Genomic DNA, 15,247 nt, shown 5'->3' on the forward strand with positions numbered 1-15,247 from the left:
CGTCAATCCGCCGATGGTTGGTCACGAGCAGCGACGGGGCTCAACCGTGCAACCGCTCCCGCAGGAACGCGGTGATCTCGGCGCGCGCGGCCTTCGCCTGCGGGACCAGGCTCGGCATGCTGAGGAAGGCGTGCGTCGCGCCTCGGAGTTCGGTGCGCCGCACGGGAGTTCCCGCCGCGTGCAGCAGTTCGGCGTAGGCGCGGCCGTGGTCGGCGACCGGGTCGAGGGTCGGCACCACGACGAGAGCCGGGGCCAGCCCGCTCAGGTCGTCGGCGTGCAGCGGCGACACTTCGCGGGCGTCGGCGCCGGCCGGAACGGCCAGGCGCGCGAACAACTCCATCTGGCCGACGGTCAGGGTCGGGCTGTTCGCGTACCGCGTCACCGACTCGTGGTCGAACATCTTGTCCGTCACGTCCACGGCCGGGTTGACCAGCACCTGCGCGCGCAACCGCAACCCCGCGGCCCGGGCCCGGAGGGCGGCGAGCGCGGACATCATCGCGCCCGCGCTCTCCCCGAAGACCGCGGCCCGCTCCGGGTCGACGCCCCAGTCCGCCGCGTGGCCCACGAGGTGGCGCAGCACTTCCCAGACGTCATCGGCCGCCGCGGCCAGCGACGTGCCCGGCGCGAGCAGGCGGTGCTCGACCGAGACGACGACCGCGGGCAGCCGCGCGGCCAGGTGGCTGTTCACCCAGTCGCTCTGCACCGCCGTGCCGACGAACGCGCCACCGTGCACGTGCACCACGAGCGGCAACTCGGCTTGGCGGCGCTTCGGCCGGTACTCGCGGACCCGGATCGTGCGGCCGGGCACGCCCACCTCACGCCACCGGATCGCGGCGCCCCGATCTCGTCGCCCGGTGATGACCCTGGCCACTGTGGACGCCCGCTTGCGGTTCTCGGCCGCGGCCAGGGCTTCGAGCCGCTCGGCCGTCATCGCCGACCAGTCCGGCTCCTTGCCCAGGGACCGCAACAACCGCACGCCCAGCGGTGGCCGGTCGACTTCGCTCATGAGCTCTCCTCAAGTTTCGCTACCGTTGGTATCGATACCGATGGTAGCGCAACTCGATAGAGTGGGGTGGTGACCAGTTCTCCCCGATCACCGGGCCGACCGCGCGCAGGCATCGACGACGAGGTCTTCGCGGCCGCGTTGCGGACCGTCGACGAACTGGGCTACCCGGGCGCGACCATGGACCGCATCGCCGCGGCCGCCGGTGTGGCCAAGACGACGCTCTACCGGCGGTGGCCGTCGAAGGGCGCGTTGATCACCGACTGCCTCATCCACACGTTCGGGCCGCTGCCGCCGGCGGACGACGCCCTGATCGAAACGGCCATCCGCTGGCTGGCCGGGAAGATCAGCGAACCCGGCGTCGGCGCGGCGTTCGCGGGCGTGTTCGTCGACGCGTACAGCGACCCGACCCTGCGCGAGCTACTGTCCACCCGCTTCCAGGCGCCCTATCTCGAGGCGCTCCAAGCGAAACTGGACCAGCCGGAAGCGGAGATCCTGCTGCTCATCGACGTCGTCGCAGGCACCATGCTGCACCGGATGGGCATCACCGGCTCACCGATGGCGAAGACCGACGTCACCGCGCTCACCGACATGGTGCTGGGCCACTTCACGGGCGGGCGGCGGTCGCGAACGCGGTGAGCTCGCGGTCGCGATCCGGCCCAGCGGGCACGTAGACGATCTCGGTGACGCCCGCGGCCGCGGCCTCGTCGATCCGCCGCCGGATCTCGGCCGCGTCGCCACTCCAGCCCGGCGCCAGCAGACCCGGCCCGGCCGCATCGACCAAAAGCCGGTCCCGCTCGGTCAACGACTGCAGGTGCCCTTGGTGCGCAACGAGGTGCCGCTCCCGAGCCGGTCGTTCCGCCTCGAGCGCCGTGCGCCAGCCGCGCCCGCCGGGGAGGGCGTCGACAGCCGTTTCCCGTTGCTGCCACATGAGGTGGGCGATGCTCACGTAGCCGGGCCCAGCCGCCGCCTGGACGCGCGGGCTCGTGTGGTCCTCCCCCACGTCGAGCACCGTGCCGAACCGCAGCAACGCCACGTCCGCCCACCCGTGCAGGCCACCGGGCGGCACGCCCGTCGCGATCACGCCGGGCGCCCCCGTCGCCAGCTCCAGCCCCTTGGGACCGGACACGGCGAGCCAGACCGGCACGTCCACCGGCGCGCCGAGGTGCCGCTGCACCGGCCGCCCGTCGATCTCGACGACCGCACCGGCCAGCAACGCTCGAACCTGCCGGACGTGGTCGGCCAACTCGGTGAGGCGCAACGGTTTCCTGCCCAGCGTCGAGCGGCCGGTGGCGCCCGTGCCGAACGCGAGGACCAACCGGCCCGGCGCGAGTTCCTCGACCGTCGCCGCGGCGGACGCGGTCACCACGGGGTGGCGCAGACCCGGGATGGAGACGCCGGTGGCGAGGCCGATCCGGTCGGTCGCCTCGGCCACCCGCGCGAGCGCGATCCAGGTGTCGCCGTACATGGCGGGCGACTCGAACACCCACACGCGGTGGTAGCCGAGCCGCTCGGCGAGGCGAGCCCGGTCGACGATGTCGTGGTTCGGCGCGAGCGCGCACGAGTACCTCACGAGTGCTTCGGCTCCCAGAGGGCGAGCGTCGCGCCGGTCGGGTCCTCGATCACGACGACCGAGCCCTGCGGCAGGTCGACCCGGGGACGCGTGGCCCTGGCCCCGAGGTCGATCGCCCGGGCCAAGGCCTCGTCCAGGTCGTCGACCGGCGCGTACGGCACCCACTGCGGCGACCGCTCGTCGTCCGGGGCGAGGTGGGTCAACCCGCCCCACGGGCCGTCGGCGGCGGTGAACAGCGGGCCGCTGGCCTGCCAGCCGAACAACTCGCCGTAGAAGGCACGCGAACGCGCGGGGTCGGGTGTGCGCAGGTCCATGAAGACGAACACGGTCGAGCTCCTCCGTTTGGTTGGGACATGTGTCCTGAGATTAGGACACGTGTCCCAACGAAGGCAAGCGGCGGGTTATGCTCACCTCGTGGTGAGCAACAACCAGCGCGTCAAGCGCGCGCAGATCATCGACGCCGCCAAGGAAGTGCTTGCCACGCAAGGACTTGCCGCGTGCACCGCCCGTGCGGTGGCCGACGCGAGCCCGCTGACCAAGAGCGCCATCCACTACTACTTCCGCGACATCGACGAGATCGTGGACGAGGCGATGGCGGGCCACGTCGACGCGATGCTCGCGAACCTGCGACACGTCGCCGACCAGGCCGAGCCGGACGAGCGCCTCTGGCGGGTGGTCGAGACCTACCTCGCGACGTTCGCCGAACAGCCGGACGCGGCGTTCCTGTGGTTCGAGTACTGGCTGGCCGCGAGCCGCCGCGCCGCGCTCGACCGCCCGGCCGCGATGCTGGAGAAGATGCTCGCACTGCTCGCCGAGGTGTCGTCCAGCGAGGAGATCGCGCACCAGGTCCTGTCGTGGCTGCTCGGCACGATCGTCCAGCAGCACGTCCGGCCGAGACCGATCGACGACCTACGCGACGAGCTCGCCCGGCTCACGTCCTAGTCGTACCAGGCACACAAGGCGTGCGCGCCGGGCGGCACCGGCACCGGCTCCACCGGTTCCTCGACGCCGATCGCGGCCCGTTCGTACCACTCGTCCGGCGCCAGGTGGTCGGGGAACCAGGTGCGCGCGGTCTCCAGCGACGCCGTCGTCACGATCCAGATCGAGTCGGTCGACGGCCAGCCGTCGGGGTCCTCGAGGTCCTTCACCTCGATCCGGACGTCGAGCACCGCCGGCTTGGCCGCGATGGCGGTGAGCAGCCGGTAGAACTCGGCGGGCTCGGGCTCGCCGGGCAGGTTGTACCCGATCGACGCGGGATCGTCGTTGCCCTCGAAGAACTCGCGCAACGTCACCATGGGCCGCGGCCGGTCGAAGTCGTTGATGTCGCCGATCCGTGCCAGCAACCGTTCCCGTGGTGTCACGCGGCCATCATTGCGCATAGCGGCCACCGCCGGTCGCGGACCGGTCAGGAATGGAGAAACCATCGAGCAGGAATGGAGAAGCCCTGGGCGCACCGACGCTCCTAACGTCTTCGGTATGACAAACATCGCTTCGATCACCCTCGACGCCGACGACACCGCCGCCGCGAGCGCCTTCTACAAGGCAGCGTTCGGATTGGACAGCCAGGTGCGGGTCCAGGCCACCACCGCGCCGTCCACCGGGTTCCGCGCCTACACCCTTTCCCTCACCGTCGCCCAGCCCGCCACGGTCAAGAGCCTCTTCCAGTCCGCAGTGGACGCCGGCGCGACCGTGCTCAAGCCGGTCACCAAATCGCTGTGGGGCTACGGCGGTGTCGTGCAGGCACCGGACGGCGCGATCTGGAAGATGGCCACGTCGGCCAAGAAGGACACCGGCCCGGACACCGGTGAGATCGACAAGATCGTGCTGCTGCTGGGCTGCGCGGACGTGTCGGCCAGCAAGAAGTTCTACGTCGGGCACGGCCTGAAGGTCGGCAAGAGCTTCGGCAAGTACGTCGAGTTCGCCATGCCGGACAGCCCCGTCATGCTGGGCCTCTACGGCTACAAGGCGCTCGCCAAGGACGCCGGCGTCGCGCCCGAGGGCAGCGGCTCGCACCGCCTCACCATCAACGGCGACGCGGGCGCCTTCACCGATCCCGACGGATTCGCCTGGGCGTAACGAACCGGGCCGCACCCCGGATAGATCCGGCAAGGACCGATATCCAGGGGGACGGCCGTGCCGCGTCGGGGTGGACTCTTGCTGCTCGTAGCGGTCACGGCGCTGGCCGCGGCCTGCACGACGGACGTCGACGGCTCGCCGGTACCGACGGCGAGCCCAGCCCGGGCCAAGCGCATCCTGGACCCGGACCACGTCACGGCCAAGGACGCGCTCGGCGACTTCGCCACCGTCGATCCGTGCACCATGCTCTCGATCAGCGACCTGCCGTTGGAATACACCGCGCAGTTCGACGCACGGTTCGACGTCCCCTCGGCCGTCGACACGTGCTTGATCACGATGCGGCCCAAGGGCGCCGACTTCGTCGACGTCGAGTGGGGCCTTCTCCAGGACGCGGGCTCCATGACCAGGCAGCGTTCCTGGCAGCGGCAGAGCCTCGGCCACGGCCTGGGCTTGTGGACCGGGGATGCCCCAGGGCGTTGCGTGCAGGAGCTGGTGTTCGCCGACGACATCACCATGACCGTCGCGACGACGGCTTACGGCGGCAAGCCCGCCGGGTTGTGCACCATGGGCAAGACGGTGGTGGACCTCATCATGTAGTCCTTGCCTATCAAGCCACCTACCCAGCGCACGATGCCCGCGAACTCCCTGGCGCACCAGGACGCCTGCAAGCTGCTGCCCGAGAACCTGGCGCGCACGATGCCGGGCGGGAGCGGCGCCAGGACCGATCGCGTGTTCCCGACGGGCCACATCTGCCACTACAACAACGCGCACATGGACATGGAGCTGGCCTTCACCGTCGAGCCCGCCGACCAGCGACCGCTCGACGACGAGAAGCCGGTCACCATCGCGGGCAGGCAAAGCCTGCAGAGCCAGGACTACTCCGGCGAGACGAAGCAGTCGCTCTGCTTCCTGAGCACCAAGCACGTACCGATCACGTCGAAGTACTACAGCCAACCCGCGAACGAAGGCCTGCTGTTGATGGTGTGGGCGGACGGCAAGTCGTCGTCGATCTGCGCGGACGCCACCAAGATCGCCGAGCAGATCTGGCAAAAGCTGCCCGCCTGAGTTCACCGACCTGCCTGCCGACCGGCAGACCCTCTCAAAGTCGCCGGCAAGCCAACCTTCCAGCACGGGGATTCCGAGAACGCCAATTCCGGTTGCCAGCTCACAACCGAGAACACCGCGGGCGGGTCGACGGGCGCCTACGCCGAGACGCGGTCAGGGCGGCCGCGGGCGGTCAACAGGAACCCAGGCGACCACCAGTAGTCGGCCAGCCGGGTCAGCTCGATCTCGGTGAAACCGGCTCGTTCCACCTGCTCGGCCCAGCTCCGGGCCGGCTGTTCCCAGGTGGAACGGACGGCACCGGGTGCCAGCTGGCCGGTCAGCACGGGCATCAGGAAACCGGCGGCGACGAGGTCGCGATCCGCGTCGTACTCGGCAAGGCCGCGGGCGTAGGACTCGGCGAGGAAGCGCAGGTGCGCGTCGCTGCCGTGGTCGAACGCGGGCACGTCGAATTCGGCGATCGCCAGCACCCCGGCCCGGCGAGCCAAGGCGGCAAGCACGCCGTCGCGCTCGTCGGGCGGGATCGCGTGCAGGGCGAAGGTCGACTCGACGAGGTCGAACGTGGTCGTCGCGTCCAGACTGTCCAGATAGGACTGCGCCGAGGCGACGTGCACCGAAGCGTCGTTCGCCTTGCGACGCAACGTTGACGCCAACGCGGCGGAAGGCTCGACGAAGGCCAGGGCCGACGGCCGGTGGGAGCTCGCGTCCAGCGCGGGCAGCACCGCTCGGCCGTCGCCGGTGCCGACGTCCAGCAGCCGGTCCGGCCGAACGCGGTCGTAGAGCCCGGCCAGCACGGCACTGACGGCCCGGTAGAGCCGGACGTTGCCGCCGCCGCTGATGAACGCCTCGAAGGCGGCGGGATCGTCGTACACCGAGCCGTCGGCGGCCGCGGTCAGATGCGACGCCAGCGCCCGGGCCAGGTCGCCATCACCCGTCCTGGCCAAGGCGGCGGCCGCGCCGCGGTCTCCCCTGCCGACCGCGGCGAGCACCTCGGCGATGTCCAGTCGTGTCACCACCGCAGTGTCACGCCTTGTGGTGCACCTCCGCCAACCGGTAGACCGGCGTGTCGATGCCTTCGTAGCGGGCTTTGAGCTGCAGGCCCAGGTACAGCGAGTAGTGCCGCGACTGGTGCAGGTTGCCGCCGTGGAACCACAGCGCTTCCTGCTGGGTCGGCTTCCACATGTTGCGCTGCTCGCCTTCCCACGGACCCGGGTCCTTCGCGGTGTCCGAGCCCAGCCCCCACACCTTGCCGACCTTGTCGGCCACCTCCTGGCTGATCAGGTCCGCGGCCCAGCCGTTCATCGAGCCGTAGCCGGTGGCGAATACGACCACGTCGGCCGGCAGTGACGTGCCGTCGGCCAGCACGACGGCGTCCTCGGTGAGGTGATCGACCTGGCCGTGCACGAGCTTCACGTCGCCGTTGGCCACGAGGTCGGCCGCGCCGACGTCGATGTAGTAGCCGGAGCCGCGGCGCAGGTACTTCATGAACAGCCCCGAGCCGTCCTCGCCCCAGTCGTGCCAGAAGCCGGCCTTCTCCAGGCGGTCGTAGAAGTCCTTGTCGCGCTCGGCCATCTGCTCGTAGAGCGGCTTCTGCACCGTGTGCAGGATGCGGTACGGCAGCGACGCGAAGATCAGGTCGGCCTTCTCGGTGGTGACCCCGGCGGCCACTGCCTGCTCGGAGTACAGGGCACCCAGGCCGATGTCCATCAAGGTGTCGCTCTTGACGATGTGCGTCGACGACCGCTGCACCATCGTCACGTCGGCGTCGTTCTCCCACAACGCACCGCAGATGTCGAACGCGGAGTTGTTGCTGCCGATGACCACCGCACGCTTGCCCGCGTACGCGTCGGGTCCGGGGTGCGCCGACGAGTGGTGCAGGTCCCCGCGGAAGATGTCCGTGCCGGGGATCTCGGGCACGTTCGGCTTGCCGGACATGCCGGTCGCGAGCACGAGTTGCTTGGGGCGCAACGTCAGCGGCGTGCCCTCGCGCTCGACCTCGACCGTCCACTCCCCCGCCTCCGGCGAGTAGGTCGCCGACAGGGCCGTGGTCGACGACCAGTACGGCACCTCCATCGTCTTGACGTAGGCCTCGAGCCAGTCGCCGATCTTGTCCTTGGGCGAGAACACCGGCCAGTTGTCCGGGAACTTCAGGTACGGCAGGTGGTCGTACCAGACCGGGTCGTGCAGGCAGAGCGACTTGTACCGCTTGCGCCACTGGTCGCCCGGCCGGGCGTGCTTGTCGATCACCAACGCGGGCACGCCGAGCTGGCGCAGCCGGGCACCGAGCCCGATGCCGCCCTGCCCGCCGCCGATCACCAGCACGTACGGCTGCTCGGCGACGCCGAGGGTCTCGGCTTCCTCGGCGCGGCGCTCGGCCCACGTCTTGCGCCGCTTGTTCGCGCCGTGCTCGGCCCCCATCGGCCGGCGGACGCGCACAGGTTCCTCGTGGCCCTTGAGCTCGTACATCGTGGTCAGGAACGTCCAGGCGCGGTCGACGCCGTCCTCGGCGATCAGCCGCACCAGCCCGCGGCCGCGGCCCACGGCGGTCTCGAACCGGAACCACGCGGTGACAACGCCGTCGGCCGCCTCGGCCTCGTCCTCGCGTTCGAAGTCGTCGGGCGCGGTGCGGGCGAGCGTCGCGCCGAGCAGGTCGCGCACGCCGTCGGGGTGCTCGACCGTGGTGATGTTCCAGGAGAAGGCGATCAGGTCGCGCCAGTAGCTCTCAGCTGCGAACATGCCGGCCGCGCGGTCGACGTCGCCGGAGCGCAGCGCGTCGGCGAACGAGTTGAGCCAGTCGTCGGCGCGGGCCGATGCCGTGGCCTCGGCCGGACGGGGCAGGGTCTCGGTCATGGGTGTCCTCCCAGGCGGTCCGTCCAGCGAGTGAACCGCCGCGGCGAGCTCGCGCCAACCGTTGCACGATGTTGCTTGCGGCCTATGCTGGGCAAACGAGCCGGAAGCCGCCAAGCGGGAGGCAGCGTGACGCGCGCTGACGGCGCCGCGGCGGTGTTGCCCGGAACCGACCTGGTGCAGCACTCCCGCGCGCTGCACCGAGCACACGACGCGGTGATGAGCGGTGCGAGGCCGCCGACACCGCTGCGTGGCGTCGTGTCCAGGTCCTGGTCGCGCGTGCTCGGCTTCGGCCTCGACCCGTCCGGGCGCAACACCCGCACGCTCCTCGCCCCGGACGAGGTGGAACGCCGCCGGGACAGCTCACCGCTGCATCTAGTGGTGGACGAGCTGCGTGCCGTGCTCAGCAGCGTCGCCGATGCCTCGCACTTCATCAGCGTCGTCACCGACGCCGACGGCGTGATCCTCTGGCGCGAAGGCGCGCCCGGGGTGCTGCGGCGCGCGGACTCCCTCGGCTTCGGCCAAGGCGCGACGTGGACCGAGGACCACGTCGGCACCAACGCGATCGGCACGGCGCTCGCCGAGCACGCGCCGGTGCAGCTCTTCAGCGCCGAGCACTTCGAGCAGGGCCAGCACCCGTGGTACTGCACGGCCGCGCCGCTGCACGACCCGCGCACCGGCGACCTGCTCGGGGTGGTCGACGTCAGCGGGCCCGCGATGACGCTGCACCCGGCCATCGGCGCGTTGATCCACACCGCGACCAAGCTCGCGGAAGCCCGGTTGTGGCAGCACCACCGCGAGCAGCTGGACCGGCTGCGAGCCAGCGCGGCGCACCTTTCGGGCCCGTTCCTGGTGGTCGACGACGACGGCTGGGTAGCTCACCAGGCCGGTTTGCGCGTGCGCGATCGCGTTGCCGCCCCGGCCGAAGGGCGTCCGCTGACCGTGCCGGGGCTCGGGCTGTGCGTGCCGGAACGGCTGCCCGGCGGCTGGCTGGTGCGCCAGGCCGGCGCCCGGCAGACGGTCCACGCGCACCTGAGCACCGAACCCGACGGCGGTGCCGTGCTCGACGTGCAGTCCGACCAAGACGGCTGGCGCACCCGGCTGTCCCGCCGCCACGCCGAGGTCCTGCGTGCCCTGCACCAAACGGGGCCGGACGGCCTGACCGCCGCCGACCTCAGCCGCCACCTCTTCGGCGACGACGACCACCAGGTGACGGTGCGCGCGGAGATCAGCAGGCTGCGCCGCATCGTCGGCCCCCTCGTCACCGCGGCCCCCTACCGCCTCGACGGCGACGTCGAGCTGACGGTGGACGAGCAGGCTCAGGGCCAGAGCAGCTGACGGTGCCAGCCGCCGGTGGCGCGGGTGTACTGGAGCCGGACGTGGCGGCGGCGCTCATCGCCTTGCCAGAACTCGACTTCGTCGGCCACCACCCAGTAGACGGTCCAGTCCGCGGCGACGAGGTCCGGGTCGGCGCAAGCGCGGGCGCTGGCCTCGTCGAGCACCCGATCGCGTTCCGCCAGGGAAGCGAGGGGTTCGCTCTGGTTGCCGATCAGGCCGCCGCCGCGGGCGCCGGGTGAGCGGGCCAGGAAGTCGGCGGCGCTCTCGGCGGCGTCGGCGATCTCCACCGGGCCGCGGACGCGGACCTGCCGGCCGAGCGCGGACCAGTAGAACGTCAGCGCCGCCCACGGCGTGTTCGCCAGTTCCTTGCCCTTGCGGCTCGCCGACCCGGACGCGAAGGCCCAGTGACCGTCGCGCAGGTACTTCAGGATCAGCACGCGGGCCGAGGGCCGCCCGGCCGGGTCGACGGTCGAGAGCGTCATGGCGTGCGGCTCGACGACGCCGGCCGCGATGGCGTCGGCCAGCCACCGGTCGAACAACGCGTCCGGGTCCGGCGGCGCGCTGCCAGGGTCGAACGACGGCAACGGCCCGGCCAGGGACGGCAGCCGTCGCAACGACCAAGCCGACGTGATCTCCCCCATGAGCCCCATTCGACCACATAAAGTGGCCCCGTGATCGACGGGGCAATGGGCAGCGATGTCGGGGTCAAGTACGCGGCCAACTTCGATGTCGCCCATCTCGCAGAGCAGCCGCTGCTGGCGGTTGTCGCGGACGGCATGGGTGACAGCGAGGGCAGCGCGCTCGCCGGACGCACGGCGGTCGACACCTTCGTCGAGGAGGTGCACGGCAGCGTCGGGCCGGGGCAGCTGCGCGCGGCCGTGGCGCTGGCCCAGGACCGGGTGATCGACATCGGCCGCACCAGGGACGTCGGGCTCGCCGGGTGCACGCTCACCGCGCTGGCCGACGGCGGCGACAAGGGCTGGTGGATTACGCACATCGGCGACTCGCGTGCCTACCGGCTGCGCGGCGATCTGCTCGAATTGCTGACCAACGACCACACCAACGCGTGGACGGCCATCACGCACGGCATCTACGCGTTCGACTCGCCGCACGCCGAGCGCGGGCGCTACCAGCTCACCCGCTACGTCGGTCACCAGAAGCGCCCGGAACCCGATGTGCTCAACGTGAATCCCGCGCCCGGCGACGTGTTCCTGCTCTGCAGCGACGGCATCAGCGACCAGATCCCGTTCCTGACGCTGCGCGAGATCCTGTCGCTGGAAGCCGACGCGGAGACCAAGGTGCGCCGGTTGCTCGAAGCGGCCGACGACGCCGGCGGTGGCGACAACGCCACCGCCGCGGTCGTCGCCGTCCACTAAGGACGGTGAGCCCCGCTCGCACCTGGCGAGCGGGGCCGACCGCCCGGACTCAACCGACCGGTGTCCCGACCGTTGCCCGGGCATAGCCGATCGGTTGTGCGGTGAAGGACCCGTGGCCGTGGGTTCGGCTGCGCAAACTTCCGGCGTAGCCGAACAATTCCGCGAGCGGCACCCGCGCGGTGATCGTGACCGTGCCACCGCGCGTGGCCGAACCCGACACCTGGCCACGCCGCGCGGCCAGGTCACCGAACACGGCGCCCACGGACTCCTCGGGCACCGTGACCGCGACCTCGGACACCGGTTCCAGCAGGGCCATCCGGCAGGCGCGCAACGCCTCCCGCAGGCCGAGCTTGCCCGCGGTGCGGAACGCCAGTTCCGAGGAGTCCTTCACGTGGGTCGCCCCGTCGGTGAGGGTGACGAGCACCCCGGTGACCGGGTGACCGCCAAGCGGACCGTCGGCCGTGGCATCCCAGCACCCCAGGGCCACCGCCTTGACGTACTCGCGGGGCACCGCGCCACCGACGACGGCCGAGCGGAACTCGAACTCCCCCTCGGCCAACGGTTGCACGTCGAGGACCACCTGCGCGAACTGGCCGGCCCCGCCGTCCTGCTTGACGTGCCGGTAGCCGAACCCGGTCACGCCGGACACCACGGTCTCCCGGTACGCCACCCGGGGCCGGCCCACGCTGACGGCCAGCCCCCGGCTGCGCCGGACCTTCTCCACCGCGACCTCCAGGTGCAGTTCACCCATGCCGGACAACAACATCTGCCCGGTCTCGGGATCGGTTCCGACCACAAGGGACGGATCCTCCTCGACCAGCCGGTGCAAGGCCGTCGCCAGCTTGCTCGCGTCGGCGCTGCGACCGGCTTCGACCGCCACCGAGACCACCGGCTCGGCGGGCAACGGCGGTTCGAACCGCACCGGGGTGCCGGGCGCGCACAGGCTCGCCCCCACCTTGGTGGCCTTCGGGCCGACGACCGCGACGATGTCGCCGGCCACGGCCTGGTCCAGGTCCGTGTGCCGGTCGGCGTGCACCCGCAGGATGCGAGCCAGCCGGACCCGCCCGGCGTCCACGTCGAGCACTTCCGTTCCCTTCTCGACAGTTCCCGAGTACACGCGCAGGTAGGTCAGCCGCCCGTTGTCGGTGGCGACCACCTTGAACACCAGCGCGGCGAACGGCGCCGCCGGATCCGCGGGCACGCGTGCCCGCACCGGCGAGGGCAGGTAAGCCACGATCGCGTCCAGCAGCGGCTCGATGCCGAGGTTGCGATACGCCGAGCCGCACAACACCACCAGCCCGTCGCCATTCAGCGTCAGGTCCCGCAGTGCGGTGGCCAGCGTCTCGTCCGACACCGCGGTCCGCGTGCAGAACTCCGCCATCGCCTCCAGGTGCAGTTCGGCCGCCGCCTCCGCCAGCTGTCGCCGCCGTCGCTGCGCCTCTTCACGCAGCTCATCCGGGATCGGGCCCGCTTCGACGACGCCGTCGGGGAAGCGCAGGGCCCGCATCCGGACCAGGTCGACCACGCCCTCGAACCCGTGCTCCGAACCGATCGGCAGCTGCACCACCAGGGGCTCCGGGTGCAGGCGGCGCCGGATCGATGCCACCGCCAGGTCGAGGTCCGCGCCGACACGGTCCATCTTGTTGACGAACGCGATGCGTGGCACGCCGTGCGCGTCGGCCCGGCGCCACACCGACTCGCTCTGCGGCTCGACCCCGGCCACCGCGTCGAACACCGCGACGGCGCCGTCGAGCACCCGCAGCGACCGCTCGACCTCGTCGGCAAAGTCCACGTGCCCTGGCGTGTCGATCAGGTTGATCCGGTGGTCGCGCCAGGCGCAGCTCACCGCCGCGGCGAAGATCGTGATGCCGCGGTCGCGTTCCTGCTGGTCGAAGTCGGTGACCGTGGTGCCGTCGTGCACCTCGCCCCGTTTGTGGGTGGCTCCGGTCGCGTAGAGGATCCGTTCGGTGACGGTGGTCTTGCCCGCGTCCACATGGGCGAGGATGCCCACATTGCGAATGCTGGTGATGGGTTGGTGCGATTTCTTGCGCACGACAAATGCGCCCTTTCCAGGGTGATCCGAGAACCAGGACGGCGCGATTGACCAGGCGGACATTCACCGCCGGAGGGTGTTCGTCGCCTGTCTCAGTACCAGCCGCGCAGCCGGTACCGCGGGGCCGAAGACACCAGGATCACCTCGTACCGCGAACGGGAAGGGCCGACCAGCGTTCGCATGGCCAGACCTCCCTCACTCGAGTTCGCGGGCGCGCACAACCAGTGGCGCGGGTTCCGACGCAATTTAACGAAACCCACGCCACCGGTCAATCAGAAAAACTAGAGGAACCAGCCGAGCTTGGTCACGGCGCCGGACTTCGGGTCCAGGATCACCTTCGGTGAAGTCGGGAACCAGAAGGAGAACATGGAGGTGATGCTGTTCGCCTGCGCGTCGTAGGAACCACCGCCGAGGCGGCCGGTGCCCCAGTTGTCCTCGATGAACCGCAGCACCGAGGTCTGGTCGGTCAGCGTGTGGTCCACGTGGGCGAACTTCGCCCACGGCGAGATCACCAGCAACGGCGTGCGCGGGCCGTACCCGCACCGGTCGTCGAACCCGTTGGTGGCCGGCTTGGCCGTGCACATCGCCGTGTCCTGGGACGCGTCGTGCGAGCCGTTCACGATCGGCGCCATGACGTGGTCGTACCAGCCGTCGGAGTCGTCGTAGGCCACGACGACCGCGGTGGAGTACCAGTCCTTCGACTGCTGGATCTTGTTGATCTCACCGGCGAGGAACTGCTGCTCGTCCAGCGGGTCGGAGTAGCCGGCGTGTCCGTCCTGGTAGGACGGTGCCTTGAGGAAGCTCACCGCGGGCAGGTTGCCGGAGCCGAGCGCGGCGTCGAAGTCGGTCAGGTCGTACTGGTGGTTGGCCTGGTCGGTGTGCCCGATCGCGGCCACCGAGGACGGCGGCAGGTGCTTCGGGTTCGCCGTCGACTTGTAGTACTGGAAGGGTTCGTGGTGGGGGCTGTAGTCGACCACCGAGTTGCCGCCGACGTTGTTGTGCGTGGTGCCGCAGACCGCGTACCCGTTGGCCGTGCCGGTCGGCTTGAACCCGCCCTGGAACCAGCCCCAGGTCACGTTCTTGGCGTTGAGCAGGTCACCGATGTTCGGGCCCTCCATGACCCCCAGGTTGTTGGCGCTGGTGTGGTTGGCATCCGAGCAGTCGTCGAACGCCGGATCCGGGTCGTTGATCATCGTGCCGACCCCGGTGGCGTCCGGGGACTGCACGACGTAGGCGTCGCTCACCGGCGCGCCCGTGACCGGGTCCACCGCGTGGATGCCGTGGGTGTTGCCCGAGATCAGGTTGACCGCACCCGGCGAGGACGGGCCGAAGTTGGTGTTGAAGGAGTTGTCGTTCAGCGTGTAGTTCTGCGCGTAGTTCCACAGGCCGGTGACGGTGTTGCCGTCGTAGTAGTCCATCACCAGGCCCGGCTCACCGAAGATCACCGGCATGCCCGTGCACGTGTCGTGGCCGGTGTACTCGACGAACTTGTCCATCTTGCCGCCGTCGTACGCCTTCTGCTCCGCGCCGTAGCCGTGTCCCTGGTCGCAGGTCAGCCCCTGCTCGTGGGTGAGCCGGTTCGGGTTGTAGGCGTTGGGGTTGTCGGTCAGCAGCTTCTTGTCCAACCCGCGAACCTTGGGCGTGAATGGGTAGGCCTTGAACGGGGTGCCGTCGGTGTTCGCCGCCTTCGGGTAGGTGCCGAAGTAGTGGTCGAACGAGATGTTCTCGTCGAAGATGACCACGACGTGCTTGATCGGCGTCGCCGGGTGCCCGAGGCCGCCGGGCGCCGCCTGCGGTAACGGCTGGGCGTCGGCGGTGGCCAGCACCGCCGTCCCGGTCAGGGCGACGAGCGCCGCGGCCACGCCGAAGGCGATCGTCCCGCGCGATCGGCGCCTTGTTCGAGCTGTGCTCACGCTGCT

At 70.6% G+C, this 15,247-nt stretch carries 16 protein-coding genes; 7 read left to right on the forward strand and 9 right to left on the reverse strand.

Features of this window, described 5'->3' with window-relative positions; translation table 11 throughout:
* Positions 1-40: 40 nt before the first annotated feature.
* Positions 41-1,006 (reverse strand): alpha/beta hydrolase, encoded by a 966-nt coding sequence (locus EV186_RS27320; protein ID WP_133852323.1) that lies wholly within the window; start codon positions 1,004-1,006, stop codon positions 41-43.
* Positions 1,007-1,075: 69 nt separating this feature from the next.
* On the opposite strand from EV186_RS27320, the gene EV186_RS27325 reads away from it, so the two are divergent.
* Positions 1,076-1,642: a TetR/AcrR family transcriptional regulator gene (locus tag EV186_RS27325; protein WP_133852324.1), complete on the forward strand. Its 567-nt coding sequence runs from the start codon at positions 1,076-1,078 to the stop codon at positions 1,640-1,642.
* Here EV186_RS27325 and EV186_RS27330 read toward each other — a convergent pair.
* Both EV186_RS27330 and EV186_RS27335 read right to left on the reverse strand, forming a co-directional pair.
* Entirely contained in the window at positions 1,611-2,576 is a 966-nt protein-coding gene (locus tag EV186_RS27330) for an LLM class flavin-dependent oxidoreductase (protein ID WP_208115817.1), read from the reverse strand. The genes EV186_RS27325 and EV186_RS27330 overlap by 32 nt on opposite strands.
* The gene (locus tag EV186_RS27335) at positions 2,573-2,902 is read right to left on the reverse strand and encodes a VOC family protein (RefSeq protein WP_243754309.1); all 330 of its coding nucleotides are present in this window, start codon (positions 2,900-2,902) and stop codon (positions 2,573-2,575) included. Before EV186_RS27335 ends, EV186_RS27330 begins: the two co-directional genes overlap by 4 nt.
* Before the next feature lie 88 nt (positions 2,903-2,990).
* On the opposite strand from EV186_RS27335, the gene EV186_RS27340 reads away from it, so the two are divergent.
* On the forward strand, positions 2,991-3,518 hold the full coding sequence (locus tag EV186_RS27340) for a TetR/AcrR family transcriptional regulator (protein ID WP_243754310.1): 528 nt from the start codon (positions 2,991-2,993) through the stop codon (positions 3,516-3,518).
* On the opposite strand, the gene EV186_RS27345 is transcribed toward EV186_RS27340, so the two are convergent.
* Complete coding sequence (locus tag EV186_RS27345) at positions 3,515-3,937, reverse strand: hypothetical protein (RefSeq protein ID WP_133852326.1); 423 nt, start codon at positions 3,935-3,937, stop codon at positions 3,515-3,517. The two genes, EV186_RS27340 and EV186_RS27345, sit on opposite strands and share 4 nt — an antisense overlap.
* A gap of 115 nt (positions 3,938-4,052) precedes the next feature.
* On the opposite strand from EV186_RS27345, the gene EV186_RS27350 reads away from it, so the two are divergent.
* The 3 genes from EV186_RS27350 to EV186_RS27360 all read left to right on the forward strand — a co-directional run bounded on the left by EV186_RS27350 (position 4,053) and on the right by EV186_RS27360 (position 5,717).
* Positions 4,053-4,652, forward strand: coding sequence for a VOC family protein (locus EV186_RS27350; protein WP_133852327.1), 600 nt, complete (start codon positions 4,053-4,055; stop codon positions 4,650-4,652).
* A gap of 78 nt (positions 4,653-4,730) precedes the next feature.
* Entirely contained in the window at positions 4,731-5,249 is a 519-nt protein-coding gene (locus EV186_RS27355; RefSeq protein WP_133852328.1) for a hypothetical protein, read from the forward strand.
* A gap of 33 nt (positions 5,250-5,282) precedes the next feature.
* On the forward strand, positions 5,283-5,717 hold the full coding sequence (locus EV186_RS27360) for a hypothetical protein (protein ID WP_133852329.1): 435 nt from the start codon (positions 5,283-5,285) through the stop codon (positions 5,715-5,717).
* Positions 5,718-5,854: 137 nt separating this feature from the next.
* Here the strand turns inward: EV186_RS27360 and EV186_RS27365 are convergent, their stop codons facing one another.
* Both EV186_RS27365 and EV186_RS27370 read right to left on the reverse strand, forming a co-directional pair.
* The gene (locus tag EV186_RS27365) at positions 5,855-6,727 is read right to left on the reverse strand and encodes a class I SAM-dependent methyltransferase (RefSeq protein ID WP_133852330.1); all 873 of its coding nucleotides are present in this window, start codon (positions 6,725-6,727) and stop codon (positions 5,855-5,857) included.
* Positions 6,728-6,737: 10 nt separating this feature from the next.
* Positions 6,738-8,564, reverse strand: a complete 1,827-nt coding sequence (locus tag EV186_RS27370; RefSeq protein WP_133852331.1) for an NAD(P)/FAD-dependent oxidoreductase — start codon at positions 8,562-8,564, stop codon at positions 6,738-6,740.
* 126 nt (positions 8,565-8,690) lie between these two features.
* On the opposite strand from EV186_RS27370, the gene EV186_RS27375 reads away from it, so the two are divergent.
* Complete coding sequence (locus EV186_RS27375) at positions 8,691-9,899, forward strand: sigma-54-dependent transcriptional regulator family protein (RefSeq protein WP_243754311.1); 1,209 nt, start codon at positions 8,691-8,693, stop codon at positions 9,897-9,899.
* On the opposite strand, the gene EV186_RS27380 is transcribed toward EV186_RS27375, so the two are convergent.
* Positions 9,881-10,540 carry a pyridoxine/pyridoxamine 5'-phosphate oxidase gene (locus EV186_RS27380; RefSeq protein WP_133852333.1) on the reverse strand — a complete coding sequence of 220 codons (660 nt, stop codon included), beginning with the start codon at positions 10,538-10,540 and terminating at the stop codon, positions 9,881-9,883. The two genes, EV186_RS27375 and EV186_RS27380, sit on opposite strands and share 19 nt — an antisense overlap.
* Before the next feature lie 30 nt (positions 10,541-10,570).
* On the opposite strand from EV186_RS27380, the gene EV186_RS27385 reads away from it, so the two are divergent.
* Positions 10,571-11,275 carry a PP2C family protein-serine/threonine phosphatase gene (locus tag EV186_RS27385; protein WP_243754312.1) on the forward strand — a complete coding sequence of 235 codons (705 nt, stop codon included), beginning with the start codon at positions 10,571-10,573 and terminating at the stop codon, positions 11,273-11,275.
* A gap of 49 nt (positions 11,276-11,324) precedes the next feature.
* Here EV186_RS27385 and fusA read toward each other — a convergent pair whose 3' ends face one another.
* Complete coding sequence (fusA, locus tag EV186_RS27390; protein WP_243754313.1) at positions 11,325-13,328, reverse strand: elongation factor G; 2,004 nt, start codon at positions 13,326-13,328, stop codon at positions 11,325-11,327.
* Positions 13,329-13,609: 281 nt separating this feature from the next.
* Positions 13,610-15,241 (reverse strand): phospholipase C, encoded by a 1,632-nt coding sequence (locus EV186_RS27395; RefSeq protein ID WP_133852335.1) that lies wholly within the window; start codon positions 15,239-15,241, stop codon positions 13,610-13,612.
* Positions 15,242-15,247: the final 6 nt, after the last annotated feature.

It is taken from the genome of Labedaea rhizosphaerae, from assembly GCF_004362825.1.
In the GTDB taxonomy this organism is placed as follows: domain Bacteria; phylum Actinomycetota; class Actinomycetes; order Mycobacteriales; family Pseudonocardiaceae; genus Labedaea; species Labedaea rhizosphaerae.

What these genes read in the sequence shown, in the direction of transcription:
- EV186_RS27320 (WP_133852323.1), bottom strand. Translation starts at nt 1,006, where the DNA reads ATGAGCGAAGTCGACCGGCCACCGCTGGGCGTGCGGTTGTTGCGGTCC.
- EV186_RS27350 (WP_133852327.1), top strand. Translation starts at nt 4,053, where the DNA reads ATGACAAACATCGCTTCGATCACCCTCGACGCCGACGACACCGCCGCC.
- EV186_RS27360 (WP_133852329.1), top strand. Translation starts at nt 5,283, where the DNA reads ATGCCCGCGAACTCCCTGGCGCACCAGGACGCCTGCAAGCTGCTGCCC.
- EV186_RS27370 (WP_133852331.1), bottom strand. Translation starts at nt 8,564, where the DNA reads ATGACCGAGACCCTGCCCCGTCCGGCCGAGGCCACGGCATCGGCCCGC.
- EV186_RS27380 (WP_133852333.1), bottom strand. Translation starts at nt 10,540, where the DNA reads ATGGGGGAGATCACGTCGGCTTGGTCGTTGCGACGGCTGCCGTCCCTG.